The sequence below is a fragment of the Idiomarina loihiensis L2TR genome (genome assembly GCF_000008465.1).
Classification (GTDB): domain Bacteria; phylum Pseudomonadota; class Gammaproteobacteria; order Enterobacterales; family Alteromonadaceae; genus Idiomarina; species Idiomarina loihiensis.
This window is the reverse complement of record NC_006512.1, coordinates 1,704,893-1,727,998: the sequence shown is the minus strand read 5'-3', so window position 1 is coordinate 1,727,998 and position 23,106 is coordinate 1,704,893. Positions and strand designations below refer to the sequence as shown.

Below are 23,106 nucleotides of genomic sequence, written 5' to 3'. Positions count from 1 at the left end.
TATATCAACTGAGTTCTCAGCGAGCGAATTGGAGTTGCCGAGAGTCATATAAAATTCCACACAGTTAAGTTTCTGAATAATTTTCGTGTCGTTTCTGTCGTTTTTTATTGCTACGTGCTCCTTTGCATTATGGGTTAAGGGCTTAAAAGCCCCTCAATCCAATCTAAAAACGGAACGGCACTTCTGGTTTCGAAGCTTCTTTTATTTGGTACGTAATAGCACAAATCAGATTCTACCGGCTGGGTTTTAAATTGCTGGAGAAGGTTAGCGTTTAGCAACCGTTTTGTAAGCGTCGTAGAGCAGAATACCAGTCCATTTTCTGCCATAGCCTGCTGGATCCCGAACAGCTCCTGGTCAAATTTTTTGAGTTTAATATTCGACCCTTCCAGTCCATTCATTGCTAACCAGGCCTCTAAAGGCGAGTCTGGTAACGCTTTATTTTTCCATTCAGTGGTAAAAAGGGTAATGGGCTCATTTGACCAGGAAGGGGGCTTCATTCCAGAAGCACCGAAAACATTGAAGGATTCGGATTTAATGACATCTGACGGCTCAATGGCTGTAGAATCACCAAAACGAATTGGAATAATGTAGGACTGATTGTCGACCGACTCACCGGTAGATATTTCGACAGAAATACCAGGGTTGATTTGCTCAAATTCATTCTGCGAAGGAATAAGCACCATAGCAGCTAATGATGATGTTGTTGTTACTCTAACTGTATTGCCGGCGGTTAGCAGCTCTTCCAGAGAATTTTCAATTTTCCGGAATCCGTCAGAGGTCGCTTCAGCTAATCTTCTACCAGCCCCGGTTAACGCTATTCGCCTTCCTTGTCGGTGAAACAAGTTTACATTTAACCGACCTTCCAGATTGCTAATGTGGTGAGAGATGGCTGTTGGTGTCAGCGAAAGCTCTTCTGCAGCCAACTTGAAACTTCCCCGACGGGCTGCCGCTTCAAAGGCTTTAAGTGCTTGTAGCGAAACCTGCAATGTTATCCCCTGGCCAGTAATCAACTTAGTAAATAGTATAGATGAGTTAAATTCATCTATAAATGTATTTTTCTCGTTTGTCTTACTCTGCTCAGACTCACAAAATAGCTCCTGTTATTCAGCAACTAAGGTAATGAACATGAGCACGTTATTACATATAGATTCAAGCGTGAGAGCCGTAAGCAACACGAATCCAGACCACAATTCTATATCGAAGAGTATCGCTCTACGATTTATTGAGACATGGAAACAGCATCGGCCTCAAGATGAGTATATTTATCGTGATGTTGGAGTGAACCCGCCGGATTTTATTAATCAGGATTGGGTTGGTGCGGTGTTTACCCCCGATGATAAAAGGACTCCAGAGCAGAAAGAGAGACTGGCGTTATCAGATAAACTGATAGATGAAGTGTCAGCAGCCGACGTTATCGTAATTTCATCACCCATGTATAACTACGGAATGCCGGCGCAGCTAAAAGCTTGGTTTGATCAAATTGTGCGGATAAACAAAACCTTTGATTTTGATCTTTCACGAGGGGATTTTCCTTTGCAGCCTATACTTTCAGGTAAGACATTGATAACAGTGACTTCCAGCGGCGAGTTTGGTTTTGAAAAGGGAGGAGTAAGAGAAGGTTCTGGTCACCTGGCACCACACCTACGAACACTGAGCAAATATTTAGGCGTGGATACAATGTATGAAATAGTCTCTGAATACCAAGAGTTTGGTGATGATAGACACCGTGTGTCGGTAGCCAACGCAAAAGACCGGGCAGAATGTCTTGCATCAGAACTTAGTCTTTCAACTACGGACTCATTGTTGAAGAGTGATAGCGTTGGTTCTGATTTAGGCATAACCCCTTAATCTTCCAAAGTACCTTCCACTATCTTCCGGGCTTCCTTAGCCGCATTAAGGTTGCCCTGAACGTACGCTTCTTACTCCAATAGAGCGGACGAATGCCTTTGCTGATGGCGATAAGTGGCGGTGACTTAGGGTCAAATCGAATTCGGGTTCAGAACCCGTTAATGGATGATAGCTTATCTGGTCTCCTCGAAAGCCACTCATACTTTGAGGGACCACGGATACTCCTGCTCCAACAGACACTAACGACAGTACCGCGTGCATCCCGTGAGCCTCCTGAGTAACCGTCGGCACAAAACCAACGTTTGCACATAGTCGAATAACCTGTAAATGAAAGCCGCGCCCCTCAACCATTGGCCATAATATGAAAGGCTCTTCTGAAAGGTCAGTCAGTGTCAAATTTGACCGTTTATTGAGGGGATGCTCTTTCGGAATAGCTAAGCACAAGCGATCGGAGTCAAATGGTATCTGTTCAATATCTTCAGCATTCACAAGAGGTGGAATCAAAATGCCAACATCTAATGCGTTATTGCGTAGTGCTGCGACCTGCGCTGCGGTAGTTGCCTCTTTCAGCTCAAGACGTACGTCCGGATGACTCTGCCGAAAATCACGAATGACATCAGGTAATCTCCCATAAAGTGAGCTTCCCACATAACCCAGACGCACTAAACCTGTTCGTCCGGCAGCTGCATCTTGTGTGGCCGTGACGACTTGTTCTGCTTGCCTAAGAGTTTCACGTGCTTCATCAATAAAGTTCTTTCCCGCAGGAGTTAATCCAAGTACGCGTTTCCCTCGCTCAATCAATGTAACACCAATATCATCCTCCAGCTTACGTATAGCACTGGTAAGAGGAGGCTGTGACATATTCAGTCGTTCTGCAGCACGGTGAAAGTGTAATTCTTCTGCTACTGCAATAAATTGCTCCATTGCACGTAAAGTAATCCGTGTTCTGGTACTTATCGCCATTCTTGTCCTCACGAAGATTCATTTGAACATCATATTTTTAATACTCTAAATATATTATCTGTAATTAAAAATAGTATTTTTTATATCGTTAGATCAATTTTATTCTATTTCCTCAATCACATTCGTGAACGAAGGGAACGAGATGGTAGATTTCAATGATCAAGTAGTATTAATAACCGGAGCTGGCCAAGGGCTTGGTTTCTCTTATGCCAGAACCATCGCTCAGCTTGGTGCGATGGTTCTGATCCAGGATATCGGGGCCGACTCCGACGGCAATGGAGCTGATCCAAATGTCGCAGAGGCTGCGGCAGAAAAGCTGAGATTGGAAGGGTTGAATGCACAAGCACTCCTCGGAGAAATAGGATCGCGTGAAGGCTGCCATAAACTTTGTAAGGACGCTTTGAAAATTGGCGGACGACTAGATGCTTTGATCCATAACGCGGGTTGGGTTGCTTATGAAAATATTGAGTTGATAGAGGAAAGTTCTTTTGATCATATGATGGCTATTTCGGCCAAGGCTCCTCTATGGCTCGCACAGACGGCGTGGCCCTCAATGAAAGGCGCAGGATATGGTCGGATCGTTGTGACGACCTCTTGCCGGGCTCTCTATCCGCAATACGTTCAGAATGGCCTTGCGTCATACGCAGCGGCCAAAATGGCTGTAGTGGGGCTGATGAATGTCCTTGCTTCTGAAGGTGAAAAGGACGGCATTATCGTTAATGCGGTTTCTCCAGTCGCCAAAACACGTATGTGGGGTATAGAGGGAGAACCTGACGAACTACGCCCAGCCGATGTGGCGCCAGGGGTCGCGTATCTAGCATCCAAGGAATGCTATGAAGGTGGATGGATACTTCGCGCCGCGAATGGCCAGTTTCATGCGACTAAAGCCATGGAGGCCAAAGATATCGACTATCCTAGAAATCTTCGAGCGACTAAGGCCTCAACAGCTCAAGAGGTTGCGGAGAACTGGTCGTTGATTGCTATTCCTTGTGCCGAGCCCCGCGCATAAACAACCAATCGCAAATGGCGATCAGCATCGACAGTCATCGAAGTGTGCTCGAATGACACGGTTTCATTTTCTATTTTCATATCCCTGACGCCCTGACATGGGGCGTCGACATCGTGGCGATTCCACCATTGGCTGAAGTCAGGAGAAGCCTTTTGTAAATTGGTAACCAGAGCCTGAATATCTGCTTCTTGCGTTGCGTGAGCGTAATCGCGTCTGAAGCTGGATAACATTTGAACGGCTTGACTGTCCCAATCTACTAGTCGCTCGCGGAGAACGGTATCCGTGAACAGCATCCAGAGTAGGTTGCGTTGCCCCGGAGGGTGACGATTGAAGCCAAAAAGCAGATCCGCCTGCTTGTTGAAGGCCAGTACGTCCCATCTTAGGTTGAGCACATAGGCTGCGTGAGGTGAGAGATCTCTCATCAGCCTCAATATCAAAGGCGGAACTTCACAAAAGGTCTTGCCCGGTTCTGGCGGTAGTCGGCCATGGGCTAGCAAAAATAGGTGCCTGCGTTCAGCGGCATCCAGTTTTAGTGCTCGTGCCAGATTATCGAGAAAAGAGGAGGAGGCACTAATATCGCGCCCTTGTTCAAGCCATGTATACCAAGTCAGCCCTACGCCCGAGAGCGCTGCAACTTCTTCGCGCCGCAACCCTGGTGTACGTCGACGGCCTCCACAGGGAAGACCGACTTGCGTTGGAGATAGGCGCTCCCTCCGTGATTTTAGGAAAGTAGCAAGTTCGTGACGCTTGCGTTCTAGTTTACTCATCACATTCCTGTTGCTTTTAGTAATAGTATAAATAGTTAAATTGTAACACTTTAAACCGGCTCGTAGAATGCTCATTTTTCTTCACCGGAGAATCTACCATGAGTTTCAAAAGTACATCCTCAGTGTCGCCCACTGTTTACTTAATTGCATTAGGCGCTTTTGCGCTTGGTATGGCTTCCTACGTTACAGCGGGACTTATTCCAATGATTGAGCAGGCGTTTAGTGTATCTACTGGTGTCGCTGCACAGCTTGTAACAGCTTTCACTCTCGCTTACGGGATAGGCTCGCCAGTTGTTGTTGCTTTATTGCCCGGGAACCGACAGCGAAATGGGCTATTGGCGGCCCTTGGCTTGTTTGTAATCTCGAACGCCGCCAGTGCATTGTCGACTGACTTTTTGTGGCTGCTTATATTTAGGGCGTTAGCAGGAGTTGGCTCGGGTGTTTACCTTGCTGTAGGGATTTCAGCCGCAGCAACATTGTCGCCTGCCGGACGGGGTAAAGCTATAGCGGTGATTATGGGAGGGATGGCTGCGGGAACCGTTCTGGGTGTTCCTATCGGGCTTATTCTCGCAGAGCAATTAGGTTGGTCATCCGCATTTTGGTTGGTAACACTGTTGGGGGGAATTTCGCTTACTGGACTTTTTTGGCGCCTGCCAGTTTTATCCGGAGCTGAATTTATCCCTTTGCGTCGGAAACTTTCTGTGTTGGTCGATGGTCAGGTAACCGTTATTCTGTCCGTATCATTACTTGCAGCTATAGCCAGTCTCGGAATGTACACCTTTTTAGTTCCTCTAATGTCGGCTCCGGAGTACGGCGGGGTGGAATCAATTACTCCTTTTCTTTGGGTGTGGGGTATCGGTGGTGTTGCTGGAAGTTTTCTGGTAGGGCCCATGGCTGATCGTATTAAAGGGCCTCGGATGACTCTATTTATTATGTTAACCCTTGCTCTGTCTCTAGCGGTGTTACCGTTAATTGCATTCTGGAGTGTATGGTTGGCAATGGTTCCAATCTTGATCTGGGGAGCTGTCGGCTGGGCTTTGCAGGTGCCACAGAATAATCAGTTGCTCCACGTTAGGGGATCACAAGGTGATGGTAATCTCGCTGTTGCCCTCAATGAATCAGCTTTGTATCTAGGAAGTGCTATCGGAGCTGCGGTAGGTGGTCTGGCTTTAACATTCAATCCGCCGATATGGTCGTTACCTGCTGGTGCTGCGCTCATCGCGGCAATAGGGGCATTATTACAATTCATCAGCGTGCGTAAAAATGTACTTTAATTAACGAACAACTTAGGGTTGTTGTGTATCCAGGGCTAAGGATTGAAATCCGTACCCCTAGATACCTTAATTTTTAAGCAAACTAAACTGAAGCGCGAATTTTATTTCGTGCCATACTAATGTCACTAGTACTCGCGTTTTTTATTTTCGCTTCGGTTTCTTTTTCTATGAGCAGCCGCTTTCATGCGATTTCCACACAATGCCATGCTGCACCACCGCCGTCTGTGAGACTTGGTTTGGTCATGAAACATCAGTACGCAATCATCTGCCTCGCACTGTTTAACTAAACTGAAATCCAACTCAGTTAGCAAATGAAGAAACGCATGAGCTACTGGCTGCAAAAGTGCTTCGACCGTGAGTGTTGCGTGGTGGTAGTTAATGACAAACTTTTTCTCATTTTCCTGCCAGGCTATCTGTGGGTAGGGTGACCCCTTTTTCAGAATAGAGTTGGCGCACTTCGTTTCATAACCTATTCCTTTTTTAGCGTGAGCTATTGTCTGGTTCATTTCAGCGCGAAGCTCTTTCGCCAGAGGTAACAAATTAGGTAAAGCTTCAGGCTGCTTTGCGCTGATGAGGCTAGCGGCATGAAGCCATTCAAGTACGTTTTCTGCGCTTTCAAGTTTGTCTGAATATTGCTCGCCGACCCCAACCTCAGTGTTTACAAAATCCAGAGCTAAATTGTTAGCCACAAATATAAACTGCTCTGACTCCATAAATAACTACCTCGGAATAGTAACCTTTAAAATTATATTTGACAGGTTATCACTTCATTGCGTAACCTTCAAAGTGGTATTTTAATGGTTACGGAGGTTTTATGAATAAGAAGTCCATTCCTGCAACAGTTTTAGCTGCAAGTTTAACCGCCGGAGCTTCCGGCGGTGAGGTTGTAAAAGTACCCAGTGAGGTAGCCTTTAAGTATGAGCAGGTAGATAACGTGAGAGTCTTTTATCGCGAAGCGGGTAACGAAAATGATCCCACAGTATTGATGCTTCATGGGTTTGCAGCTTCGTCATTTATGTGGCGTGACGTTATAGACGCGCTTGCCGATGATTACCATGTAGTAGCACTAGATTTACCAGCCTTTGGCTTTACAGAGGTATCGGGTGATGATGAATACAGTTACACATTTGCAAATTTAACTGAAACCGTAGAAAAGTTCATTGAGCAAAAGGAGTTAACGAAATTTGCTTTAGCAGTGCATGATTATGGAGCACCTGTTGGCTGGAGGCTGGCTGTTGATAATCCAGAAAAAATCACTGCTATTGTTTCTCAAAACGGTAATGCATACGAAGAGGGCCTCGCTGATGGGTGGAAACCAATAAAAAAATATTGGAATAACCCAACGCAGGAGAACCGGGAGGCTTTGAGCGATTTCCCTACACCCGAGTCCATTAAGTGGCAATATGAAGAAGGGGTATCTGACTTAAGTAAGGTTTCTCCGGATGGATACACACTTGAAGGTTTTCACATATCTAAACCTGGCATGGCGGATATTCAACTCGATTTGCTGCTCGACTATGCTTCTAATGTAGAGCAATACCCAGAATATCAGGCGTACTTTAGAAAGCATCAGCCACCACTTCTTGCTGTCTGGGGGAAAAATGACCCGTTTTTCTTACAAGAGGGTGCTAAAGCCTGGAAACGGGATATTCCTGATGCCGAAATCCACCTGTATGATACTGGGCACTTCGCGCTTGAAACACATCACTCTGTCATTATTCCCGTTATAAAACAGTTTCTGGACAAGAATCTGAAATTATAATTTTTTAAAAGTAGATCAAGCTTGGTTGGCTACTTTCACTTGGCTGAAAGTAGCCTCTAGCTTTCTGAATCCGAGATATTTAAATCGTTAAGAGTAACCTTTGCAAACTTATCAAGTAACACTGCTTCTGCATCTTTCATTGTTTGCTCAAGCTGTGTGTTAACCGCTTTTTCTATCAAACATTTGGAATCAGGTTCAGTAAAGCCAATAGTAAATAGGTTCTTGTCACCCAAAGCCTTGTGTATGTCGAGTAGCGTTATCTCCCTCAATGATCGGGATAGTGACCATCCGCCGTTATGTCCTTTTACTGAGGTTACATACCCATTTTCACGAAGTCTTCCCATCATTCGCCGAACTACAACCGGGTTCGTCTTCAGCATTTTTGAAATAGTTTCGGATGTTACTGGATGAGGCTTCTGCCCAAGGTGTATTAATATATGCAGGGCTCGGGATAACTGACTGTCTTTTCTCACAATATTTTCTCGAATCTATTTTATGTTCTATTTTGTAACTTTTATTGTTACATACTTGATGCTATTCTTCATGATACTTTAAATATTACATGATATTAAGAGTTGGCTGGAGGGTGTGTGAATCAAGACGAACTTAAAGAAGCTTTTGATCAGCAAGCGACTGGTTACGAAGAGCGACAAATGAAACTCGCTCCCGTATACGAAGGGATCTACTTTCAACTTCAATGGGTTTTTTCTGGGTTACCTGACAATGCGAGGATACTCTGTGTGGGGTCTGGGGTCGGGACTGAAATATCTTATCTGGCTAAAAGGTTTCCTAACTGGCGATTTATTGCGGTGGAGCCTTCCGGTGGAATGCTCGATATTTGTCGAAAACGAGCAGAGCAGGAAGGGTTCAGTTCACGGTGCGTGTTCCATGAAGGCTATCTGGACTCGCTTTCAGGGTTAGAACCATGCGATGGAGCTACTTGCCTCATGGTCTCTCAGTTCTTTTTGGATAAAGAGGATCGCGTGTCCTTTTTTCAGTCAATTGCCAAAAGCTTAAAGCCCGGTGGCATTTTAGTCAGTTCAGATTTATCAGAAATGGTTGGCTCAAATGAATACAGTACTCTAATTAATTTATGGGCCAAAATGCTACATGGCTCAAATGTGTCATCTGACACGGTAGATAAGATACATTCTGCCTGGTTAAAGGATGTTGCAATTCTTCCTCCTGAAGAGATAAAACATCTCATACATAGAGGAGGCTTTGAACTGGCAGTCCAGACTTATCAAGCCTGCCTTGTACGAGCCTGGGTTGCGCGACGTTTATAGCTAAAAGAAGTCAGGACTCAATCTCTTTAGTCCTGACGCTAATAGTCGAAATGCTTCGATTGCTTTTGGGGTGACCTCCTGAGGGGTAGAGCTGGCAGCAATCCATAGGGCTGCATTGAGTGCAGAGCCATTAAGTAGTCTGGCAGCTGCCTCCGTGTCAACTTGCTTCATAACGCCTTGAGCTACCAGTTCCCTTACGGTTTGTCTGGTCGCTTCGAGGCAATTGCTCTGGCTAGGCCATTGTGAAGGGTCTCCCAGCACCGCCGGCCCATCAAGCAATACAATACGTTGCACTTCAGGATCAAGTGCCATGCGTATATAAGCTTCACCTTCTGCAAGCAGTCCTTCCCATACATTCTCGGCCTGTGAGCCAATTTCTTTCGCACGTAGTGCCATTTCTGTGTCAATTTGCTCTACAACTGCAGCGAGAAGTCCGCGTTTGTCACCAAAGTTGTGATACAAGGCTCCTCTTGTTAAACCGACTTCAGCAGTTAATTCATCCATCGAGGCCGACGTGTAGCCTTTCTCAGCAAAGGCTTTTCTTGCTGCTGAAATAATCTTTGCACGGTTTTCTGCCATTGTCTTTGTGCGCTGGTTCAATTGTTTATCCTTACTTTCATATACGCTCTGTATATTAAATTGACATACGATGCGTATAATTGTAGTTTACATACACGGCGTATATTAACGTGATCTAGTAACGCTTTGTACCTAAATCGCTGCCATTTGTGGTGTTCTGATAGCTAGTTTTAGCGGCTATTAGCTACTGTTAACTCAATGAGGTAAGAAATATGAACCAGCGCGAAGCAGTTTTCCCTGCCAACAGGCATAAACTTTATGAAGAACACGGCTACTCAGCAGCTATTCGCTCGGGCGATCTGTTATTTGTATCCGGACAAGTAGGAAGTCGTGAAAACGGTAGCCCTGAGCCTGAATTTGAACGTCAGGTTGAACTGGCTTTTGAAAACCTGCAGGCGACATTAAACGCCGCGGGCTGCACACTAGATGATTTAGTGGATGTAACAACTTTTCATACCGATCCGGAGAATCAGTTCGATACCATCATGAAAGTAAAACAAAAAATGTTTAGCTCACCTCCTTACCCGAATTGGACAGCAGTAGGCGTGAATTGGTTAGCCGGTTTTGACTTTGAAATAAAAGTTATCGCTCGCATTCCTTAAACCTTTTGTATTCCTGATCGATCGGTTGTTTACAAAAGGCTTTTATAAACAGCTCCACCAATTCCATATAAGAAGCCGCTCATTCGAGCGGCTTTTTTGTGCAAAAAACAAAACCTAACCCGCTATTTATCTTTGCTCGAAAAATTCTCCCTCAGCGAGTTAACCCAGCTTGAAAATTTATGTATTAAGTCACCGCCTTTACCCAGCAGTTCCCTTAGCTCTTCTTCAAAGTGCGTTTGCTTTTTCTCCTCCGGTTCGGGCAGCGGCGGCAGTATGTGGGCAAAGTAGGTTTTGTCGAGTAAGCGATGCAACATACGCTCGCCAATAAAAGGCTTATTGCTATTGAGCGCTCTGGCACCTTTTATGATGTTGCGAATATCGTATTGGGTGGGGCTTATATCCGGCACCTGTTTGGGAATATTCAGCAGCTTATACACACCAATACGGGCGGTGCGAATGGAGGCTTCCATGGTGAATATTATGTCATTGCGAGTTTCTACAAATTGTCCCACTAGGCCTAAATTGGTGCAGCCGTCAGGCACTACTCTGGGTCTGTCGCCCGCTGCTCTGGGCATAAACTGGGCAGTAATATAAGGCATAAGCGCAATGCGTATTTTGGTGTTGGCTATAATCTCATCTAACTGCTCTTCAATACCCAGATGATGGCAAAGCTCGGTCAGAATTTCTTTGCCGGTACATTCCGGCATGGTTTTGTTAATACGGTTGCCTTGCTTATCCATCAATAGACCATAAACCCACAAAACTAAGGTATCGTCTGGCTGGTCGGGGAAGTGAGGTTGGCGATTACAGGTAACGCTTAACAGCCAGTTAGAGTCAGTAAAAGTCACTATGCCGCCGGTTACGGTTCGACCGGAGTATGGGTTGTTTACTGATAAGGTTTTCAGTTTATCGACAAGGGGTGAGGGCTTGCAGGTAAGGGTGGCCGACTCCCATATAGACTTGTCTACGTCACCATAAAATTTTTCTGGCTTACCGAAAACAGGAGATTTCTTGGCGAGGTTCTTCCATAAGTTCCAGCCACTTTCGCTACCCGGGTCATGCCTTTCACAGTTAATCTCCGGCGCATCATCCATACCGGCATAAGCCGTCTGTTCAGTCATTGATCCGGTGAGGGCGAACACTAAATCATTCTTGCCAACTTCAATATATTGCTCTTCACCTTTAACAACGGCCTGAATTCCGGTTACCGTCTTGTTGTCTCCGGTAAAGCTCATATCAAGGTCATCTACTCTGGCTTCAAAGGTAAATTTCACTCCTTTTTCACGCAGAAAATTGGTCAGTGGCTTTATAAAGGTGTCGTACTGATTGTATTTAGGGAAAAGCAGAACAGACATGTCACCAAAGCCGTCAATTGAGTCCAGAAAACGATGCAAATAGAGCTTGGTTTCCAACAGGCTGTGGCAGTTTTTAAAAGCAAACATAGTACGGAATAAAAACCAGAAGTTGCTTTGTAAAAAGCCTTCACTGAAATATTCCTCAATGCTGGTGTCGTCTAGCTCTTCCTTTCTTTTCAGCATTAAGCGGATAAGTTCCCATTGCTGAGATTTACTCAGCCCCAGGTCTTCTGAGTCAAGAATTTCGCCGGACTTGTTAATTAAACGGGCCTTAGAATAATTCGGGTCGTTGTCGTTTATCATTCGGTATTCATCGAGAACAGAATACCCTTCAGGAAGCTCAAGGGCAGGAATGTCCTGGAATAGATCCCAGAGGGTGTCGTAGTTCCAGTTCATTTCACGACCACCGCGAATGATGTAACCGTCTTCAGGGTTACCCGCACCATCCATAGAGCCGCCTTCTACACTCATTTCTTCTAAAATAGTGATATTTTCGGCGGGCATATGACCATCGCGAATTAAATAAAATGCAGCAGCAAGCCCCCCGACACCGCCACCAATTATCCAGGCTTTACGCTTTTCGACTCCCGGAGTAGGTAAGGTTTTATGACGCGAGTAGGGCGATATAAAATCACCCGGTGGCAAAGTGTTAAGCGGTTTATGGCACCAAAAACCGCCTGTTGCGTCAGGCTCATGCTCAAAACCTTCTGGTGCAGTTGTCGAGATATCAAATTTCGCAATTGTCTTTTTAGCCATTACGGATTCCTTCCCTTACTGAATAGAAATATTTGCTGTTCTCGCTGATACCCTTAGTGGTATTGCGAACGGCACTTTCAGTATAGTCGGCATCAAGAGTTACCTAATGTAGTTAGATCAATTTAATTCCCGTTAATGAGTTTTCTAAGCTTTTACAGCTTAGCTTTGATCCAATAACCCCTCATAAGAACTACAATTGAACACACACTCTAGTTAAAGGACTACCAACATGACTGAGAAGATTAAAGCGCTACGACTCAACAAACCGTTTGGGCTGGATAATATTCAGGTAACCGAAATGGAAGATCCCGGCCAGCCGGGGCCGGGAGAAATTCGAGTTAAAGTTAAAGCCAGCTCGCTCAATTTTCATGATTACGGCGTAGCATCTGGTTTTATCCCAACAGAGGATGGACGCATTCCAATGTCTGACGGCGCTGGTGTTGTTGAGGCTGTAGGTGAAGGCGTGGAAGAATTCGCGGTAGGCGACAATGTTGTTTCTACTTTTTTCCCTTACTGGCAAAGTGGGCCGGCACCAGTTGGTGACTTCCACAACACGCCGGGCGATGGCATTGATGGCTACGCTCGCGAAGTTGTGGTGCGTCCCACTCAGTTCTTTACCCATCAGCCGAAGGGCTATAGTCATACTGAATCAGCCACTTTGACGACTGCGGGTTTAACGGCCTGGCGCGCTCTGGTTGTTGATGGTGGCATTAAACCGGGCAATACGGTGCTGGTGCTCGGCAGTGGTGGCGTATCAGTATTTGCCTGCCAGTTAGCGAAGAGCCTGGGGGCGACGGTATTTGCCACATCATCGTCTAACGACAAACTTCAACAGTATAAAGAGCTTGGAGCGGATCATCTGATTAACTACAAAGAAGACCCTGAATGGGGCAAAACGGTTCGTAAATTAACTGGCGGCCGAGGCGTCGACCATGTGATTGAAGTTGGCGGCCCAGGCACCTTGCCACAGTCTATTAATGCGGTGGCGATAGCGGGGCACATTGCGTTAATTGGTGTGCTGACCGGAAGTGAAGGTGAGGTTCCAACCGCTAAACTAATGGCTAAGCAGGCACGACTACAGGGTTTAATTGTTGGCAGCTGCGACAATCAGAAAGACTTTGTGCGTGCTTTAGAAGCTAACGGTGTGAAGCCGGTAATTGATAAAATTTTTGCTCTGGAAGAATTAGCGGATGCATTCCGTTATGAAGAATCAGGTAAGCACTTCGGTAAGATTTGCGTAGAGTTTTAGCTTTCTGAAAAATATTTTAAGAAAATGTGCATTCTCATACTAATATCAGATAGGTAGCCTAAGGCGATATTTGATTGATATGGGTAACTCAAAATGATGAATGATTCTAAAGCGCGTTATGGTTCTATAACGCGCTTCTTCCACTGGTCGATGGCCATTCTGGTTAGCTGGCAATTTCTAAAATTCTTTGACCGTATAAACGATGGTGAACACTGGGTAGGTGAAACGCTGGTCCCCTGGCACATATCTATTGGATCACTGATATTGGTACTTATTGTTTTACGCTTAGGCTGGACTGTCAAAGAAAAGGGGAACCGGCCCGAACATGGCTCTATTATTGGTGTTCTGGCAAAAATTGGGCACGGTTTGTTATATGTTGCGTTGGTATTGATGCCGGTGACCGGAATCTTCTACATGGTGGGTAACGGCTATGGGTTAAGTGCATTTAACCTTGAAATTATTGCTAAAGGTGAGGAAGTTAGCTGGCTGATAAATATCGGTAGCTTGCACTCTTACATAGCCTGGGGCTTATTGTTTCTGGTTGCAGGTCATATCGGTATGGCTTTTGTTCATCAGTTTATTATAAAAGATGGAACTCTCAAACGGATGATGTAACGCCGTTTTCAACTCTTGCTAATTTCCCTCGAAAGCGTTGTCGGTACCAAGAAGAAAGGTGCCGACATTCCTGCCAGCATAGCTAAAGGCATTGAGTTCCCTGTATTCACAAATCCTTCATCGATTCTTCACAAAAATTCTTGTCTGCTTTTGAGGTTTTCCGGCTCTTTATAGGTGTCCCTGTTTTTTGGACTGAACGTTTTTCGTCAACCTATAACGGAACCAACATGAACCACTCATTTAGAAAAACAGTTTTAGCGACAGCCATCGTCAGTGCTTTTGGTTATTCAAATACGGTACTAGCTCAGGAGCAGGCAGTAGATGAAGAAGCCATGGAAGTGATTGAAGTGACTTCGTTCAGAAGCTCATTAATTAAAGCCAAAGACTTTAAGCGCGAAGCGATTATTTCTCGTGATTCAATTCTTGCGGAAGACATTGCCGATTTTCCGGACTTAAACCTTGCCGATTCATTGCAACGCGTTCCGGGCATTAGTATTACGCGTGAAGGTGGTGAAGGGCGTCAAATTTCACTGCGTGGATTAGGTCCTGATTTCACCCGCGTTCAGGTCAATGGTATGGAGGCCATGGGCACATCAGCGTCGGCTATGGATGCCAAAGGCGGAGCGAGCCGCACGCGTAGTTTTGACTTTAATGTTTTTGCTTCTGAGCTCTTCAACCGCATTGATGTGAACAAAACCTATTCGGCCGATCAGGAAGAGGGCGGTATCGGCGGTACTGTTGGTCTTTACACAGCTAAGCCCTTTGACTATGACGGTGCTAAAAGTGCAATTTCGTTAAAAGGTGGTTACAACGACAATAGCGAAGAGACAGACCCGCGCTTTGCCGGTTTAATTTCTAATACCTGGGGTAATTTTGGCGCACTGGCTTCAGTTGCTTACAGTGAGCGTTCAACCACTGAGTATGGTACCAATACCACACGTTGGCGCCGGGAAGGCGGAAAAACAGCCGCTGATCCAACTGATACTGAATTACAGGCAGAGCTGGACTCGGGTGAGTTATGGTTTCCTCGTGGTCACCGTTACTCGCTGTGGAATAACCAACAAAAACGTTTAGGTATTACGACAGCGCTTCAGTTTAAACCCAGTAAAGAACTGAGCTTCTCGTTTGATTTAATGCATTCTGAACTTGAAAACGAGTACGACGAGCACCACTCCGCCGTTAAAGACAACGATATCGTTAAAGATCTTGAATGGATAGAAAACGACGGACACAAAGAAGTTCTTTACGCGAGCTACGAAGATGCAACCTGGCGTAACGAGAATACTCGTCGCCGTAACGAATCGGAGTTTAACCAGTACACTTTAACCATGGACTGGTCGTTAACGCCTGACTTGAGCATGTCAGCCATGGTTGGTACCAGCTCGTCCGATTTTGAGCAACCGCAGGTTCTTAAATCAAATATTCACGCGAAGAATAAAGTCGACATTATGACTGACTTCCGCGGCGATCGTTTTTATGGCATTAGCACCTCGCCGAACTTTGATGTAACCAGCATGGAAGGTTTTGAAGTTAAAGACATCTACATGCAGGAAAACTACATTACGAATGACTTTGATATCGCTAAAGTTGATTTCAGCTACTTTATTGGTGACACCGGTGAATTAACCTTTGGCGCTAACTATAAGAAGTTTGAGAATACCGGTTATCAGTTAACCAGAAGTAATGCGCAGAACGAAGCACCGCAAAATGCTGGCGAGCTGACGTTAACCGATGATTTGGTTAACATATTTAACCAACACCCTGACCAAAACTGGATCCAGGCGGATTTAAATAATTTGCTGGCTTACTATGGCCTGCAGGGAACCCGTCTGGATGATTCTGACCTGTCAGAAAACGACAAGTCGCCGGTAACGGAAGAAACCAGCGCGGTTTATGCTCAATATGGTTTTGAAAGCAGCGTTGCCGGCCGTCCGTTACGCATAAGTACTGGCTTACGTTATTTTGAAACGGAAATTACATCAGCTGGTGTGTCTGGAGGGGTAGATATTGAGACAGCCCGCACTTACTCCGATGTTCTTCCAACCCTGAATATGGTGTATGAACTGAATCCGGATCTTTTATGGCGTTTTGCTGCCACTAAGAATGTTACCCGTCCTTCACTGGGCTCGCTGAGTTATAACGCCTCGGTTTCACAAACGTCGGGGGAGGCGATTACCAGTGTATCCATGGGCAACCCTAATTTGGACCCGTTTGAATCCACGAACTTAGACACTGCTATTGAGTGGTACTTTGAAGACGTTGGTTATGCATCGGCGGCAATATTTCATAAAGACATCGACAACTTTATTGTAGGCACCACCACCGAAGTGGTTTATTCAACGCTGGGCTTACCAGAAGAGCTGCTGCCGGCAGATAAAAACATGGACAGTATTTTCTATCTTGAACGTCCGGAAAATGTCGATTCGTCGACCATTAAAGGTGCTGAATTGGCATTTTCAAGAGATTTAGATTTTCTTCCTGCGCCATTTAACAACTTAGGTGTTATCGCTAACTACACCTACGCGGATGGCGAATCTCTTTACCGGAACATCTATGGTATTGAAGGAAATGATCAGGTTAAGCCGTTCTCGGGATTGTCGAAAAATAGTTACAACTTCACTTTGTATTACGAAGTAGAAAACTGGGGAGCCCGTGTTTCAGCCGCTTATCGCAGTCGTTATGGCAGTGGCGCGACATCCAGTGCAGACCAGGATGAAAGCGGTTATCACGGCACAACCTATGTCGACTTTTCATCGTTTTATCAGCTGACGGATAACGTCAAATTGAGCTTGGAAGGTATTAACCTGACTAACGTACGTGAAGAGTCTTACAGCGATTCTCATGACCGCGCGTACAACACAATTACCAGTGGCAGAACGGTCATGCTGGGCATTACCGCACAGTTCTGATTTTCCTTACACATGTTACCGGGCTCAGCTGAGCCCGGTTTTTGCTTTAAAGAGAAATAAGATGTCACGAGTAAAAAACGTTATAAGTACCGCCATAGCGCTGACGCTGTTATCAGCCTGTGCAAAGACGGTTTTAACATCCGATAATCACGATTTTAAGCCGCCGGGTAATAAGCAATGGTTGGCGGGTGACCACCATATTCATGGCAAGTTTAGTGCAAAGTGGGACACCAGTACGCAACCGCCTACGGCCATTTTATTTGGTGACGCCCATTATTTTACCGCGCTGAATGCACAAATGGCGAAACAGCATGGTCTGCAATGGATGGTAACCACTGACCACGGTGGTCCGAAGCATAGCCGGGTTAATTTGGAGCAGGCTTATCCTGAATTGGTTGCGTCCCGCAAAGCAGTTCCGGGTATTTTGCAGTTTTACGGAATGGAATTTGATACCCCCAATGCACGCCACAGCACCTTAATTATTCCACATACCGATGAAGAAGCGCAGCAGCTCTACACCATAGAAAGCCAGTTTAACCGACGTGAAGCATTTCCTAATGAATTTGAGCGGGATACCGAATCTTTCATGTTAAAAGCGCTGAATGCTATGCAGGCGATGAGTCCGCGTCCGGTGCTTTCGGTGAATCATCCGGCTCGTCAGGCTGATGAATTGGGTCAGTTCAAAAAAGTGACGCCTGAAAAAATGCGTCTCTGGCAGGACACCGCTCCGGATGTTATTACAGGCATGACCGGTATTCCCGGGCATCAGGCAGCGACAATTAATCCAGATGGCTCGAATGACCCTGAGGGAACGCGGGCGGAATACTATGGGTACCCGACACACGGAGGTACTGACCAGATGACGGCAATAGTCGGTGGCGTGTGGGACAGCTTTTTAGGTGAAGGACGTCGCTGGAGCATTACGGCGGTTTCTGATAGCCACGCACATTACACCGAAGGTCGTACGGACTTTTGGCCGGGTGAATACGCTAAGACTTATGTTTACGCTCAGCAGGACTATGACAGTGTTTTAGACGGTTTGCGCGGTGGCAAGGTGTTTGTTACTACGGGAGATCTTATTACCGAGCTTTATGTTTCCCTGTCGCAGTCGGAAAAAACAGCTAGCATTGGTGAAACCCTTGTTGCCGCCGATAAACCCGCCACGGTCACTATTGCTTTTTTAGACCCGGACACGCTGAATTATCACGATGATAACCCGTCGGTGGGACGCGTTGATCTTATTTATGGTGAAGTGCACGGCAACAAGGAGTTTGCCGCAAACAATGTCAACCCGACGACTGAAGTTATTAAGCGTTTTTATCCAAGTGACTGGAGTCGTCAGGGCAATTATCAGGTGATGACGTTTGAATTACCGGCATCAGAATCAGCGGGTTATATACGAGTTCGGGGAACTAACCGTGCCAAGGAGCTGGAGCCACAACCCGATGTTAAAGGCGAGAACCCGTGGACCGACTTATGGTTTTACAGCAACCCTGTTTATATCGACAAAGCAAAATGATTTCGGTGCCCCGACGCGAACGAGATCCACAGAACTGTCATAATGACGGTGTATCCTTGGCTATCTCAGCAAAACGCCAGGGTGCACCAGCAGCTGATATGTCTAATAAAACAAACAACAGTAAACTCTACGATTGTTTATCCAATAACGCCCAGTTGCGGCGTTACCTCTCTGGCCGGACGCGGTGTAGTGAAGAGGCTGCCGACATTTATCAGGAGTCTGTGGCGCGGGTACTGGAGCAATCCCGGAAAAGCACCATCAACAATCCAATAGGGTATGCAATTCGGGTGGCTCGTAATCTGCTGACGGCACGTCCTGTAGACTGCGATGACGATATCGATAACCTTGATTCACCAAAAGCAAACCCGGAATATTTGCTGGAAGAAGCGCAACGTATTGAGCTGATTTCTCAGGCGCTCGAAAACATGCCGGAGCAACGGCGGCGGGCGTTTGAGCTGAGGCGGCTGCATGGTGAGAGCCGCAAAGCCATTGCGGAACAACTGGGAATTAGTATGGAAACCGTTACCCGGCACATAACCCGGGCACTGGCCGACATTCAGCGTTACATAGACAGTAAGACAAAATAGATGCAAGAGACAGTCAATAATACCTCACAAGACAGTATTTACACTGAAGCCGCGGAATGGATGGATCGGCTTTCTGACGGTGAACTCAATACCCTTTGCCGAAAGCGCTTTATTAAGTGGTTAGAGGCCGATGTTCAACATCAGCAGGTATTTGAGTCCATGTTGGCTACCTGGCAGGACCCGGCGCTGGAGCAGTCTTTCGAACAACTGAAAAAGCGACAAAAACGCCCGGTGAAAAAAGCATTTCAATGGGGAATGGGCTTAGCTACAGCCTGTGCGTTGGTTGTTGCTATTACCGTCATGTTGCCCGGTCGCTTTAGTGAAACCCCGCAGCCGACAGTGTTCACTGCGCAGTCGCCAACGGAAAATACGCATCAGTTATCCGACGGCAGTGCGTTGCAACTGCAGCTTTCAAGTGAAGTTATGGTGAATTACTCCGAGCAGCAGAGAGACCTGCGCATAGAGTCAGGTCAGGCGTATTTTTCCGTTGCTAAGGACAAGAAACGTCCCTTTGTGGTTAGCGTTGGTGATGCCAGTGTTACGGCGGTCGGCACGGAATTTAATATCGACCGCGGCACGGACCAGATTGATGTCACCGTTTACGAAGGTATTGTTGAGGTTCAGGCCGAGCAGGAAAGCTTCCCGGTGTTATTAAAAGCCGGAGAGAAGATGCGCTTGTCCCGTGGGCGTTTTGGCGTGGTGAAGAAGGTTGATGTGAACAACCTGATAGACTGGCGTTCGGGCTGGATAGAAATTAGCAATGAGAACCTCACTTATCTGATTGAGAGACTTAACCGCCACAGTTCAACGCCTATTGTACTGGCTGATCCGAACTTAGGCTCACGGGAGGTGGCAGGGCGCTTTCGCCTGAATGACACGGAACAAACTTTAAAGCTGTTGAGTCAGATGTATGCGTTAAACGTTGAGTATTTGCCTCAACAGATTCGTTTAACACCATGAATTATGTCATCTGAAAATGCGTAGATTTAGCTGGCTACTATTTATTTCCAGTTTAACCCTGGCCGCAGAAGGCACAAAGTTCGATGTGACTTTTGCGGCGCAACCTTTAAAAGACGCATTAACTCAGTTTTCCCGCACAACCGACCAGACCATATTGTTCGACCCTGCTTTAGTCACTAATGAACACACCGAGGCACTAAAAGGCTCGTTTACGGCTCAGGAGTTGCTGGACGAGCTGCTGAAAAATAGCAACTTATGCGCGAGTAATGTCGCCTCCGGCTGGTTGGTTGAAACCTGTCAGGACAATATAATTAAGTCTCCGCAGCCTGCAGCAGAAAGCAAACCAGTTAACCAAGTTATTGAAGAAATTACTGTTACCGGATTTCGTGACTCTTTATTTAAAGCGCGGGAATATAAGCGTCTGGCAATGGTGTCACAGGATTCGATACTGGCCGAAGATATTGCCGATTTTCCGGACTTGAACTTAGCTGACTCATTGCAGCGCGTACCCGGTATTTCGATTACCCGGGAAGCCGGTGAAGGGCGTCAAATATCGCTGCGCGGGCTGGGACCGGACTTCACCCGTGTGCATATCAATGGCATGGAAGCGTTGGGAATAACATCATCACCAATGGATGCCCGCGGTTCAGTTAGCCGTAGTCGGGCGTTCGACTTTAATATTTTTGCTTCTGAACTGTTTAATCGAATTGATGTGAAAAAGTCTTACTCTGCGCGTATGGAAGAGGGCGGCATTGGCGGCACGGTAGAGTTATTTACACCAAAGCCCGCGGACTATAAGGATTTTACGTCAGCTTTTTCCTACCGACAGGCCTACAATTCCAACAGCCAACATTACGACCCCCGTGTGGCCGGAATGATAGCGAATACCTGGGGCAGCTTTGGTGCGCTGGTATCAATGGCCTACAGTGAACGGCACACAACTGAATATGGAACCAACACCACGCGCTGGCGAAAAGAAAATAAAACTTATGTTGGGCCGGATAATCCTGCTCTGTCAGAGAAATTAGCTAACGGGGAGTTCTGGTTTCCCCGGGGGCACCGTTATTCGCTCTGGAATAATAACCAGACTCGGCTGGGAATTACCGCTTCGCTGCAATATCAGCCGAGTGAGAATTTTATCAGCACAGTTGATATTTTATTGAACCGACTGACCAACGATTTAGATGAACACCATATTGCGGTAAAAAATAACCGTCAGGTTAAAGCTCTGGAATGGGTGAATAATGACAGTGAAAAAGAAGTGGTTTATGCCGAATATAAGGACGCGACATGGCGAGCTGAAACCCGGCTGGACTATAATGAATCGGAATTTAAACAAATAACCTTTAAGTCCTTTTGGCAAACAAGCCCCGATGCTTCGTTTAATTTTCTCCTTGGAGTTAATTCGTCTGACTACCGGCAGCCTAAGCTGAACAAGGTCAACATTATTACCGACGGCGTGGATATTATTACCGACTTTAGGAAGGATCGCTTTTATGGCCTTAGTCGTTCACCTGAATTTGATACTACTAACCCAACAGCGTTTCGGGTGAAAGACCTCTACTTTCAGGAAAACGAGATTTCTTCGGATATGCTCACGTTTAAAGCTGATTTCGACTACCGATTAACGCCTCAAAACTCTCTGAAGCTGGGTGTCAGTCATAAGAAACTGTCAAATGACGGGCATGAACGAGTACAGGGAGACTTTCCGACCAACGGCCTGACGCCCAAAAACGAAGGCAATTTGTTTTTACCACCTGAGTATACGGATGTTTATACTCAACACCCCGACTTCAACTGGTTGCAGGGTGACTTAGCTCAGCTTCAGCAACACTACGGTTTAGCGGGCTATAGATTGGGTGAAGAGTCTATTATTGATACGTCTAATTATTCGGTGGAGGAGGAAACGGACGCTGCCTATTTTCTTTTCGATTTTGATACGCAAATGTTTGGTAAAACACTGCTTTTGAGTACCGGTGCGCGTTTTTTCGAGACAACTCTGTCTTCTGCTGGTATCTCAAAAGGCATTTACACGGAAATAGAGAGAGACTATTCCGATTGGTTACCCAGCCTGAATATGGTTCTGGATATTACCGATAATGTTTTATGGCGCTTTGGAGCGAGCAAAAATATTACCCGGCCTTCTATAGATAAATTGTCCTTTTCTGCGAATGTGTCGCAGGCCTCGCGCGATGACGGCGACATTGGTTCAATAGGATTAGGGAACCCCTTTCTGCAGCCGTTCGAATCGATAAACATAGACACTGCTATTGAATGGTATTTTAATAAGCAAGGGTTTATATCCTTAGCGCTGTTTCATAAAAATATTGATAACTTCATTGTCGAAAAAACTGAGCTGTTACGTTACGGCAGTTTAGGGCTTCCCGAAGCCTTGCTGCAGGAAGGGGAGTCTGTAGACGACTTATTTATTGTCACCACACCGGAAAACTCCGATTCTTTTGTTATTCAGGGCGCTGAATTTGCGTTCTCGCGGGATTTTGATTTTCTGCCTGAGCCCTTCAACCGACTCGGCATGATTGCCAACTACACCTGGGCAGACGGCGATACGCTGTACCGCGACGTGCAGGGCACCGGTGAGAATCAGGTAAAGACCTTTGCCGGACTCTCAAACCAAAGCTATAACCTGACCTTTTATTATGAAGCTGAAGACTGGTCAGCGCGTATCTCATCGGCCTACCGCAGTGACTACATTTTGTCGGTTCAGGCGGGGAATACCGACCAGGATGAATCCGGTTACCACGACACCACCTACGTTGACGCAGCCGCTCATTACCAACTGTCTGATAACTTTAAGTTAACCCTAGAAGCCCTGAACCTGACCAACGTCCGCGAAGAGCTTTACAGTGATTCCAGTGACCGCGCTTACAACACAACTTCTAACGGACGAACGTTCTTGCTTGGGGTAAGCGGGCAGTTTTGATGAGTCTTCACCACAATTTGTCCTGAACGAATGTCACCAACCTGAAACTCAGGGCTTGAATACCAATTAATTACGGCCTTCAGAGTTTTAACTACTGTCGGGCAGAGTTATTATTTGTGCGTGTA

20 protein-coding genes and 1 pseudogene are annotated in these 23,106 nt (G+C 46.1%); 13 read left to right on the top strand and 8 right to left on the bottom strand.

Annotation, left to right across the window (positions count from 1 at the left end; genetic code table 11):
• Window positions 1-134: 134 nt before the first annotated feature.
• Complete coding sequence (locus tag IL_RS08245) at window positions 135-986, bottom strand: LysR family transcriptional regulator (RefSeq protein ID WP_011234851.1); 852 nt, start codon at window positions 984-986, stop codon at window positions 135-137.
• A 139-nt stretch (window positions 987-1,125) separates the two neighbouring features.
• Between IL_RS08245 and IL_RS08240 the strand changes: the two genes are divergently transcribed.
• Window positions 1,126-1,848, top strand: a complete 723-nt coding sequence (locus IL_RS08240) for an FMN-dependent NADH-azoreductase (RefSeq protein WP_011234850.1) — start codon at window positions 1,126-1,128, stop codon at window positions 1,846-1,848.
• 45 nt (window positions 1,849-1,893) lie between these two features.
• On the opposite strand, the gene IL_RS08235 is transcribed toward IL_RS08240, so the two are convergent.
• Window positions 1,894-2,811: a LysR family transcriptional regulator gene (locus IL_RS08235; RefSeq protein ID WP_011234849.1), complete on the bottom strand. Its 918-nt coding sequence runs from the start codon at window positions 2,809-2,811 to the stop codon at window positions 1,894-1,896.
• A 142-nt stretch (window positions 2,812-2,953) separates the two neighbouring features.
• On the opposite strand from IL_RS08235, the gene IL_RS08230 reads away from it, so the two are divergent.
• Complete coding sequence (locus tag IL_RS08230) at window positions 2,954-3,820, top strand: SDR family NAD(P)-dependent oxidoreductase (RefSeq protein WP_011234848.1); 867 nt, start codon at window positions 2,954-2,956, stop codon at window positions 3,818-3,820.
• On the opposite strand, the gene IL_RS13795 is transcribed toward IL_RS08230, so the two are convergent.
• Both IL_RS13795 and IL_RS13790 read right to left on the bottom strand, forming a co-directional pair.
• The gene (locus tag IL_RS13795) at window positions 3,760-4,212 is read right to left on the bottom strand and encodes a transcriptional regulator (protein ID WP_237699335.1); all 453 of its coding nucleotides are present in this window, start codon (window positions 4,210-4,212) and stop codon (window positions 3,760-3,762) included. The two genes, IL_RS08230 and IL_RS13795, sit on opposite strands and share 61 nt — an antisense overlap.
• A 120-nt stretch (window positions 4,213-4,332) precedes the next feature.
• Window positions 4,333-4,587 (bottom strand): annotated as a pseudogene (locus IL_RS13790) (helix-turn-helix domain-containing protein); the annotation flags it as partial.
• Between the two features lie 98 nt (window positions 4,588-4,685).
• Between IL_RS13790 and IL_RS08220 the strand changes: the two are divergent.
• Entirely contained in the window at window positions 4,686-5,861 is a 1,176-nt protein-coding gene (locus IL_RS08220) for an MFS transporter (protein WP_011234846.1), read from the top strand.
• Window positions 5,862-5,986: 125 nt separating this feature from the next.
• On the opposite strand, the gene IL_RS08215 is transcribed toward IL_RS08220, so the two are convergent.
• Window positions 5,987-6,574 (bottom strand): CGNR zinc finger domain-containing protein, encoded by a 588-nt coding sequence (locus IL_RS08215; RefSeq protein ID WP_011234845.1) that lies wholly within the window; start codon window positions 6,572-6,574, stop codon window positions 5,987-5,989.
• A 101-nt stretch (window positions 6,575-6,675) separates the two neighbouring features.
• Between IL_RS08215 and IL_RS08210 the strand changes: the two genes are divergently transcribed.
• Window positions 6,676-7,623, top strand: a complete 948-nt coding sequence (locus tag IL_RS08210) for an alpha/beta fold hydrolase (protein WP_011234844.1) — start codon at window positions 6,676-6,678, stop codon at window positions 7,621-7,623.
• Window positions 7,624-7,679: 56 nt separating this feature from the next.
• Here IL_RS08210 and IL_RS08205 read toward each other — a convergent pair whose 3' ends face one another.
• Complete coding sequence (locus tag IL_RS08205) at window positions 7,680-8,096, bottom strand: Rrf2 family transcriptional regulator (RefSeq protein ID WP_011234843.1); 417 nt, start codon at window positions 8,094-8,096, stop codon at window positions 7,680-7,682.
• 117 nt (window positions 8,097-8,213) lie between these two features.
• On the opposite strand from IL_RS08205, the gene IL_RS08200 reads away from it, so the two are divergent.
• On the top strand, window positions 8,214-8,909 hold the full coding sequence (locus tag IL_RS08200) for a class I SAM-dependent methyltransferase (RefSeq protein ID WP_011234842.1): 696 nt from the start codon (window positions 8,214-8,216) through the stop codon (window positions 8,907-8,909).
• Here the strand turns inward: IL_RS08200 and IL_RS08195 are convergent, their stop codons facing one another.
• Complete coding sequence (locus tag IL_RS08195; protein WP_011234841.1) at window positions 8,910-9,509, bottom strand: TetR/AcrR family transcriptional regulator; 600 nt, start codon at window positions 9,507-9,509, stop codon at window positions 8,910-8,912.
• 191 nt (window positions 9,510-9,700) lie between these two features.
• Here IL_RS08195 and IL_RS08190 point away from each other — a divergent pair, with 191 nt between their 5' ends.
• Complete coding sequence (locus IL_RS08190) at window positions 9,701-10,090, top strand: RidA family protein (RefSeq protein WP_011234840.1); 390 nt, start codon at window positions 9,701-9,703, stop codon at window positions 10,088-10,090.
• Window positions 10,091-10,212: 122 nt separating this feature from the next.
• On the opposite strand, the gene IL_RS08185 is transcribed toward IL_RS08190, so the two are convergent.
• The gene (locus tag IL_RS08185) at window positions 10,213-12,201 is read right to left on the bottom strand and encodes an oleate hydratase (protein WP_011234839.1); all 1,989 of its coding nucleotides are present in this window, start codon (window positions 12,199-12,201) and stop codon (window positions 10,213-10,215) included.
• Window positions 12,202-12,430: 229 nt separating this feature from the next.
• Here IL_RS08185 and IL_RS08180 point away from each other — a divergent pair, with 229 nt between their 5' ends.
• The 7 genes from IL_RS08180 to IL_RS08150 all read left to right on the top strand — a co-directional run bounded on the left by IL_RS08180 (window position 12,431) and on the right by IL_RS08150 (window position 22,981).
• Window positions 12,431-13,450: a zinc-dependent alcohol dehydrogenase family protein gene (locus tag IL_RS08180; RefSeq protein ID WP_011234838.1), complete on the top strand. Its 1,020-nt coding sequence runs from the start codon at window positions 12,431-12,433 to the stop codon at window positions 13,448-13,450.
• Window positions 13,451-13,543: 93 nt separating this feature from the next.
• Window positions 13,544-14,065, top strand: a complete 522-nt coding sequence (locus IL_RS08175; RefSeq protein WP_011234837.1) for a cytochrome b — start codon at window positions 13,544-13,546, stop codon at window positions 14,063-14,065.
• 227 nt (window positions 14,066-14,292) lie between these two features.
• The gene (locus tag IL_RS08170) at window positions 14,293-16,974 is read left to right on the top strand and encodes a TonB-dependent receptor (RefSeq protein WP_011234836.1); all 2,682 of its coding nucleotides are present in this window, start codon (window positions 14,293-14,295) and stop codon (window positions 16,972-16,974) included.
• A 61-nt stretch (window positions 16,975-17,035) separates the two neighbouring features.
• Window positions 17,036-18,493 (top strand): phosphoesterase, encoded by a 1,458-nt coding sequence (locus IL_RS08165; protein WP_011234835.1) that lies wholly within the window; start codon window positions 17,036-17,038, stop codon window positions 18,491-18,493.
• A gap of 98 nt (window positions 18,494-18,591) precedes the next feature.
• A complete protein-coding gene (locus IL_RS08160; protein ID WP_231378581.1) occupies window positions 18,592-19,080 on the top strand; it encodes an RNA polymerase sigma factor in 489 nt (162 codons plus the stop codon).
• Window positions 19,081-20,040, top strand: a complete 960-nt coding sequence (locus IL_RS08155) for a FecR family protein (protein ID WP_011234833.1) — start codon at window positions 19,081-19,083, stop codon at window positions 20,038-20,040.
• 16 nt (window positions 20,041-20,056) lie between these two features.
• A complete protein-coding gene (locus tag IL_RS08150; protein ID WP_011234832.1) occupies window positions 20,057-22,981 on the top strand; it encodes a TonB-dependent receptor in 2,925 nt (974 codons plus the stop codon).
• Window positions 22,982-23,106 lie beyond the last annotated feature (125 nt).